6 protein-coding genes and 1 pseudogene are annotated in these 7,215 nt (G+C 51.2%); 6 read left to right on the top strand and 1 reads right to left on the bottom strand.

Annotation, left to right across the window (positions count from 1 at the left end; genetic code table 11):
- The 4 genes from QVP67_RS13130 to dinB all read left to right on the top strand — a co-directional run.
- The coding region (locus tag QVP67_RS13130; protein WP_288180202.1) for a murein L,D-transpeptidase catalytic domain-containing protein at positions 1–164 on the top strand (164 nt) is incomplete at its 5' end.
- A 12-nt stretch (positions 165–176) separates the two neighbouring features.
- Positions 177–1,517 (top strand): MATE family efflux transporter, encoded by a 1,341-nt coding sequence (locus tag QVP67_RS13125; protein WP_288180200.1) that lies wholly within the window; start codon positions 177–179, stop codon positions 1,515–1,517.
- A 421-nt stretch (positions 1,518–1,938) separates the two neighbouring features.
- Positions 1,939–3,966, top strand: a complete 2,028-nt coding sequence (locus QVP67_RS13120) for a hypothetical protein (protein WP_022164020.1) — start codon at positions 1,939–1,941, stop codon at positions 3,964–3,966.
- 176 nt (positions 3,967–4,142) lie between these two features.
- On the top strand, positions 4,143–5,228 hold the full coding sequence (gene dinB, locus QVP67_RS13115; RefSeq protein WP_022164019.1) for a DNA polymerase IV: 1,086 nt from the start codon (positions 4,143–4,145) through the stop codon (positions 5,226–5,228).
- A 170-nt stretch (positions 5,229–5,398) separates the two neighbouring features.
- Here the strand turns inward: dinB and QVP67_RS13110 are convergent, their stop codons facing one another.
- Positions 5,399–5,524, bottom strand: a complete 126-nt coding sequence (locus QVP67_RS13110) for a hypothetical protein (RefSeq protein WP_262483118.1) — start codon at positions 5,522–5,524, stop codon at positions 5,399–5,401.
- A gap of 219 nt (positions 5,525–5,743) precedes the next feature.
- Here QVP67_RS13110 and QVP67_RS13105 point away from each other — a divergent pair, with 219 nt between their 5' ends.
- Together QVP67_RS13105 and QVP67_RS13100 are read left to right on the top strand one after the other, a co-directional pair.
- Positions 5,744–6,670 carry a LytTR family DNA-binding domain-containing protein gene (locus QVP67_RS13105; RefSeq protein WP_022164017.1) on the top strand — a complete coding sequence of 309 codons (927 nt, stop codon included), beginning with the start codon at positions 5,744–5,746 and terminating at the stop codon, positions 6,668–6,670.
- Positions 6,671–6,834: 164 nt separating this feature from the next.
- Positions 6,835–7,215, top strand: a pseudogene (locus tag QVP67_RS13100) (TonB-dependent receptor plug domain-containing protein); the annotation flags it as partial.

Raw genomic sequence — 7,215 nt, 5'->3', positions numbered from 1 at the left:
CTTCCGTCATCAGCGGTGGGCGGCGTCTGGGGCGCAGTTTCGGATGTCCGGCCGTTCCCCGTGCCCTTTCACGCCCCATTATCGACGCTATTAAGGGAGGGAGTGTGATGTTTATATACGCTGAAACGCCCGATTATCTGGCGCAAAGCAGTTTTTTCAGTTGAAAGGAAACCAATATGGCAAGCATTAAAGCAATGACGGAAGGGCGTTCCCTTCCATTGATATTTAATTTTGCTTTACCTCTTCTTTTAGGCAATCTGCTCCAGCAGACTTATTCGCTGGTAGATGCGGCCATTGTCGGACGCTTCTTGGGCATTGATGCGCTGGCATCGGTGGGTGCCAGCACGTCGGTCGTCTTTCTTATTCTGGGTTTTTGCAACGGATGTTGTGGTGGCTTCGGCATTCCCATCGCCCAGAAGTTCGGTGCGTGCGACTATACGACGATGCGCCGTTATGTGTTCGTCAGTCTGCAGTTGGCAGCGGTGATGTCGGTCGTGATAGCCGTAGTTACCAGTCTGCTGTGCGGCAATATCCTGCACTGGATGCGTACGCCGGACAATATCTTCGAGGGAGCATACCGCTATCTGCTGTTCACCTTTATCGGTGTACCTTGTACGTTCTTCTACAATCTGCTGTCTAGCATCATCCGTGCCTTGGGCGACAGTAAGACCCCGTTCTGGTTCCTGTTGCTTTCGACGGTGTTGAACATTGTGCTCGACCTTTTCTGCATCCTCGTTCTGGGGTGGGGAGTAGCCGGTGCGGCCATTGCCACGCTGGTGTCGCAGGCAGTTTCGGCTGTCCTTTGCTACTTCTATATGGTGAAGAAGTTTGATATTCTTCGTACGACGCCTGCCGAACGTAAGTACGATGCTTCGTTGGCCCGCCGGCTGATGTATATCGGGGTGCCGATGGGACTTCAGTTCTCGATAACGGCTATTGGCAGTATCATGTTGCAGAGTGCCAACAATGCGCTGGGCACCGCCTGTGTGGCTGCTTTTACGGCTGCCATGCGCATCAAGATGTTCTTTATGTGCCCGTTTGAAAGTCTCGGCATAGCCATGGCTACGTATTCGGGACAGAACTACGGTGCCGGAAAGCCGGAGCGCGTTTGGCAAGGGGTGAAGTCGAGTGCGTTGATGATGATGATCTATTGGGCCTTTACCTTCGTGGTACTGATGACCAGTGCCCGTACGATTGCCTTGCTGTTTGTCGATGCTTCCGAAGCCGAGATTCTGAAGGACACGGCCCTGTTCCTGCATGTTTCGGTATCGTTCTTTCCCGTACTGGGCCTGCTCTGCATCCTGCGCTACACCATTCAGGGAGTCGGATATACCAGTCTGGCCATGCTTTCCGGTGTGTCCGAGATGATAGCCAGAATCCTGGTCAGTGTGTTTGCCGTACCGGTATTCGGTTATTTGGCCGTCTGCTTTGGCGACCCTACTGCATGGGTGTTTGCAGATGCTTTCCTGATTCCAGCATTCATATACGTCTATCGGCGGATGAGGCGTAAGATGTAGATGAAAAGGTTGGGGCCGATACCTTTCTTTTCATGAGATTTTTTTCTGTTGTCGCGTGCAAGGTCTTCTTGTATCCGACCGTCTGTTTCCTGCACCGGGCCGATGGCCGGAGGTAACAGATTTTGCCTGTTCTGCCTTCAGCTTTCGATATTTTCTCTTGCAGATGTCGATTAAATTGCCAATATTGCATGTACGTTTTACACGCAATAATAGACGAGGAGTTGCGGATGTGTCCTTAACGGTTTGTCTATCAGTGATGTGTAAACATTGAGACAGATGTTTTTAATTTGCTGAAGCCTTGCAGAATATCAGCAAAAAGTATTCCTTAAAATTAATAATTTATGAAACTCAAGAGAAATGGACAAAAAAGAAGGCCAAGCACCTTCTTGTATGTAGCCGCACTTTCGCTGGCTGCTAGTGGATGGCTTTTTCTTCGAAAACGGATGATGGCGGGGAAGCTGTTAAAGAGCCTGTGTTTGAAAGTATCGGTAACCCTTATCTCCCTTTGTGGGAACATGTGCCCGATGGAGAGCCACGCGTGTTTGAGGACCCGGACAATCCCGGTAAGTACAGAGTGTATATCATCGGTTCGCACGATTTGCGCCTCGACAGCTATTGCGGACCGGACATCCGTGCTTGGTCTGCTCCGGTAGAGGACTTGCAGAATTGGCGTGACGAAGGCTCGATTTTCACCTATCACATTGACGGGCAATGGGACGTGATGTATGCTCCCGACCTCGTGGAGGTGAACCGTCGGGATGGTACTCGCGAGTACTACCTGTATCCGCACAGCCGTGGCCCGTTCCGCGAGGCAATGGTTGCAAAGAGTACTCGTCCGGACGGACCGTTTACTCCGGTGAATGTGACCGAAGACGGTCGGAAGGCATTGCCGGGCAGTATCATGGGCTTTGACCCTTCGGTTTATGTAGAGCAGATCACCGACCCGAACGATCCGGATTACGAAATCGGCTTCCGTGCCTACGGCTTCTGGGGATTCCAGCGCTCGTCGGCCGCCGAGTTGGACCAGAACACCATGTATTCGGTACGTCCCGGTAAGGAGGTGATTCCGTTTAATATGCCGGCAGGACGTCGGTATGGCGTAGTTCGCGATCCGGCCGATGCCGTTTATCCTAACGTCTATCCGGGACAGGATTTGGGGGCTTTCAACTTCTTCGAAGCTTCCTCCATCCGTAAAGTAGGAAATAAGTATGTATCGGTTTACAGTGGTTACTCCGGTCCCGACTATGGTATGGGAAGCAGTAACTCCACTCTGCGTTATGCTTATGGTGACACTCCGCTCGGACCGTGGAAAATCGGTGGCGTCGTTGTAGACTCGCGTGGTCCGGAAGTAAGCGAGGACGGTAAGTCACTGGTATCTACCAATGGCGGACACAATACGCACGGCAGTATCGAGGAAATCAACGGTCAGTGGTATGTATTCTATCACCGTCCGCCCCGTAACTTCGGTTTTGCCCGTCAGGCCGTAGTGGCGCCCATCAAGATTGAGTGGGACGAGAAACCTGTTTCCGAAGGCGGCAAGGTGACCATTACCGGTTACGATGCTTATGCCGACGACCATAAGTGGACGGCCAAAGACAGCAACGGTCACGAATATACAGGTGCGGAAGTTACCTCTGAAGGTTTCCACATCTTCGGTCTCGATCCGTATCGTTATTATTCGGCCGGTTATGCCTGCTACCTGTCCGATACAGGTGTTCAGCAGGATTCCTGGGACGTATGGGATAACCACATGCCGATAACAGGAGTGCGGAACGGTGTCATCATCGGTTATAAGTACTTCGGCTTTGGCGGATTGGATAAGGACAAGAACGGCATCAAGGCTTTCGAAGGGACGAAACCCGGAAACGGTACGGTGTTCAACCTCTTCATCACTCCGCGTACCGACAAGGCATTCAAGGTAAATGTATGGCTGGATGCCCCCTGGAACAATGCCGTATGGAAAGGCAAGAAGATTGGCGTGATTGAAGTACCGGCAGGTGCCGCACAGAAAGAAACCAAGTTCACGCTGGATGTGGCTGACGTGGTAGATCATCTGGATAAGAAACACGCCATCTATTTAGTAGCCGAAGGCGAGGGGCAGGCTCCTCTGTTCGATATGTCCGGATTGGGATTCAGCTCTGCCAAGCACCCGATTGTGCGTCCGGTAGTGCCCGAAGTGACGGTGAAGGTAGGCGGTGAGGCCATCGAACTGCCCAAGACACCGGTACGCTCGACGAACGAAAACGGCATTACAGACTATTCGCACTACGAATTGGTATATGAGGTTGCAGCAGACGGAAAGTCATTCCCGAAAGTGACCGCCAAGGCATCGGATAAGAAAGTCGATATCAAGATCGACCAGGCCAAGGCAGACGAAGGCTTTGCTACCGTAACATGCCGTTATAACGGTATGCCTAAGATCTATAAGATTATTTTCAAGTCGAAATAATCGGTTATAAACTTCCTGTCCGCTCTCCACATGCATCCGGAGACGGGCAGGAAGTTCTTTTTTTATCCTTTCATTTTTTTCTCATCCCCTCCGTTGTATTTGACTTCTGTCATTCCTTTATTTCGTAAAAGTGCACTATATTTGTCCTTGCCTTGCCGAAAAAAGGAAAGCTGACAATGGAACGTAAAATTATACACATCGACATGGATGCCTTCTATGCATCCGTAGAGCAGCGCGACCATCCCGAGTTGCGTGGCAAACCTATTGCCGTGGGGCGTGCCGAAGAGCGGGGAGTAGTGGCTACGGCCAGTTACGAGGCTCGCCGCTATGGAGTGCGGTCGGCCATGTCGTCGCAGAAGGCCAAACGTTTGTGCCCTTCCCTGATTTTCATTTCCGGCAGGATGGACGTGTACAAGGCAGTGTCGCGTCAGATACACGAGATATTCCACGAGTATACCGACCTGATAGAACCTCTTTCGCTGGATGAGGCTTTCCTGGATGTCACCCATAACAAGCCGGGCATGGAACTGGCTGTCGACATAGCCCGCGAGATAAAGCAGAAGATACGCGACCAACTGAATCTGGTGGCCTCAGCCGGTGTTTCCTACAACAAATTTCTGGCCAAGATTGCTTCCGACTACCGCAAGCCCGACGGACTGTGTACCATTCATCCCGACCAGGCACTCGACTTTATTGCCCGTTTGCCTATCGAAAGTTTCTGGGGAGTAGGGCCTGTCACAGCCAAGAAGATGCACCTGCTGGGCATACACAACGGCGAACAGCTTCGTACCCGTTCGCTTGCGATGCTGACGCAGGAATTTGGCAAGATGGGGAGCGTTTATTACGACTTTGCCCGAGGCATCGATTTGCGTCCTGTCGAGGCGGTGCGCATCCGTAAGTCGGTAGGTTGCGAGCATACGTTGGAGAAGGACATTTCCCGTCGTTCGTCGGTAATCATCGAACTGTATCATGTTGCGGTGGAACTGACAGGCAGGCTGGAGCGTCATAACTTCAAGGGGAATACGCTGACGTTGAAGATTAAGTTTCACGACTTCAGTCAGATAACCCGCAGCACGACCCGTCCACAGGAACTTCATACGCTCGACGAGATTCTGCCATTGGCCAAGCAACTGCTGAAGGAAGTCGATTACGAGCAGCATCCCATCCGGCTCATCGGCCTTTCCATCTCCAATCCGCACGAGGAAGAGGCGAAGAAAGGAGTATGGGAGCAGCTCAGTTTCGAGTTCAGCGACTGGGAGTAAGTGAAGGTCGGGGCGAGGTTGATAGTTGTTACCTTCTCCTTGTGCAGGGATAAAGAAAAAAGAGAATGTATCTTTTTGCGATACATCCTCTTCACTCATTTTATTTAAAGGGTTGTTTATTTACATCTTATCAGGCTTGCGGAGGCAAGCGCTTTTACATTCAGTTCCGATTACTGCTTGGCAAGCAGTTTCTGGAGTTTGCCGCTAAGGGCTTGGCACATGGCACCGTTTCTCATCGACTGATAACGTTTGATACGGTACTGCAACATCATAATTTCATTTACGTCTTTTTTCATAATCATCTTCTTTTTGTGCTTCCCGCGTTTCGGAAAGCGGTTCTTACTTCTTTTTCTTTTCTCTAATAACACTGCAAAGATACAAATTGTTCGCAAGGTATATGTTGTAGAACATAAAAATAATGCTTGCATATTCTATTTTCTTTTGAAGAAACCCTGTTTTGCTATCCGGATATTACAAATATATTGTATATCTTTGCCCGTCTTATATAAAAAGCAATGAAAAAGCTGATAAAACTTCTGCAAACTCCTTATCCGGCGCTGTGCAAACGTTGGAAAACGGTAGTGGTGCCTTCGCTGATCGTCTTTCTGATTATTTATCTGTTGCAGCCGTTCGGCATTTCGCGGATGGAGACCGGCAAGCTACCTGTGCTGCTGGGCTATGCCGTGGTGTCTTCCGCTGCACTGAGCATCATGGTCTATCTGTTGCCCTGGCTGTTTCCTGCCTATCACAAGGAACAGAACTGGACGGTGGGCAAGGAGTTGCTCCATACGCTGATTGTCTGTCTGCTGATAGGATTGTTCAACTGGCTGTATACGGCGTGGGTGTTCGGCCTGTCGCCCGATTGGCGTTTGTTGGGTATCAGCATGGTTTGGGTACTGCTGTTGGCGCCTTTTCCCATTGTCTTCTTCATTATGTGGAACCGCAACTTAGTGCTGGCGCGTAATCTGAGGGAGGCTACCGAGCTGAATACCTGTCTGAAGCATCCGGGACGGGCAGCTGCCATGGCCGGAAGCAGGGATGCCGATGCCGGAAGTTTGCACCTGGTTTTTGCCGGAACTACTAAGGAAGTTCTCGAAATGGAGGCGGCCGACTTCCTGTTTGCCGAAGCCGAAGGTAACTACGTGAAGATTACTTGTCGCCCTGCAGGGCAGCACAATGTTCCGGAGAGTGGGAGCGTAGAGAAAGAAATGCGGAAGACGTTGCGCATCACCATGAAGCAGATGGAACAGGCGGTGGAAGGCTGTCCGTTCATCGTGCGTTGCCATCGGGCTTTTCTGGTCAACATCAGCAAGGTGACCGATGTGTCGGGCAACTCGCAGGGATACCGCTTGCGCCTGGAGGGTTGCCGGGACGAAGTGCCGGTGTCGCGGGCGTATGCAAAGCAGGTTAAGACAATGATAGAGAAGGGGATAAACGCTTAGTCATTCGTCACAGAGGCAGGCCGTTCGTCACACGAGGACGTCTGCCGGTCACATATCCGGGCTGTCTGTCCCGGATATTTTTGTGCCTTGTTTTCTTCGTCTATGTTTGCTGTCGGAATCAAACAAAAACGATGAAGACTATGAGGAGAAAAGCTATTCTATGGATGGGATATTTCCTTGCCTTTGCATGCGTAGCTGTTGCCCGTGCACAGACGACCACGACCGATACGATACGCCTGCAACTGTTTACGGACAGTGTGGACTTGGGCGAAGTAGTAGTCAAAGGACACAGGACTCCGGCCGCCAACAGTCGGTGGAACGATTTGCAACCCGTCGGACTGGCAACCGTGGGCGGTGCGAACGGCGACCTGTACAAGGCCTTGCAGACATTACCGGGGACGCAGGTCGAGGGCGAAAGCGGGCGTTTATTGGTGCGTGGAGGCAGCAGTTACGAGACACAGACGTACATCGACGGCATGCACGTGCTCAATCCTTATACCTCGGTCAGTCTGAATAGTGTGGCGCGCAGCCGTTATTCTACCTTT

It is taken from the genome of Bacteroides sp. CAG:633 (genome assembly GCF_000435115.1).
Classification (GTDB): domain Bacteria; phylum Bacteroidota; class Bacteroidia; order Bacteroidales; family Bacteroidaceae; genus Bacteroides; species Bacteroides ndongoniae.
The sequence above is the reverse complement of the archived record's forward strand: the minus strand, read 5'-3'. Positions and strand labels throughout refer to the sequence as shown.

Excerpts from the sequence above, each read along its gene's own strand:
- QVP67_RS13120 (WP_022164020.1), top strand. The coding sequence starts at position 1,939 with ATGGCTTTTTCTTCGAAAACGGATGATGGCGGGGAAGCTGTTAAAGAG.
- dinB (WP_022164019.1), top strand. The coding sequence starts at position 4,143 with ATGGAACGTAAAATTATACACATCGACATGGATGCCTTCTATGCATCC.
- QVP67_RS13110 (WP_262483118.1), bottom strand. The coding sequence starts at position 5,524 with ATGAAAAAAGACGTAAATGAAATTATGATGTTGCAGTACCGTATCAAA.
- QVP67_RS13125 (WP_288180200.1), top strand. The coding sequence starts at position 177 with ATGGCAAGCATTAAAGCAATGACGGAAGGGCGTTCCCTTCCATTGATA.
- QVP67_RS13105 (WP_022164017.1), top strand. The coding sequence starts at position 5,744 with ATGAAAAAGCTGATAAAACTTCTGCAAACTCCTTATCCGGCGCTGTGC.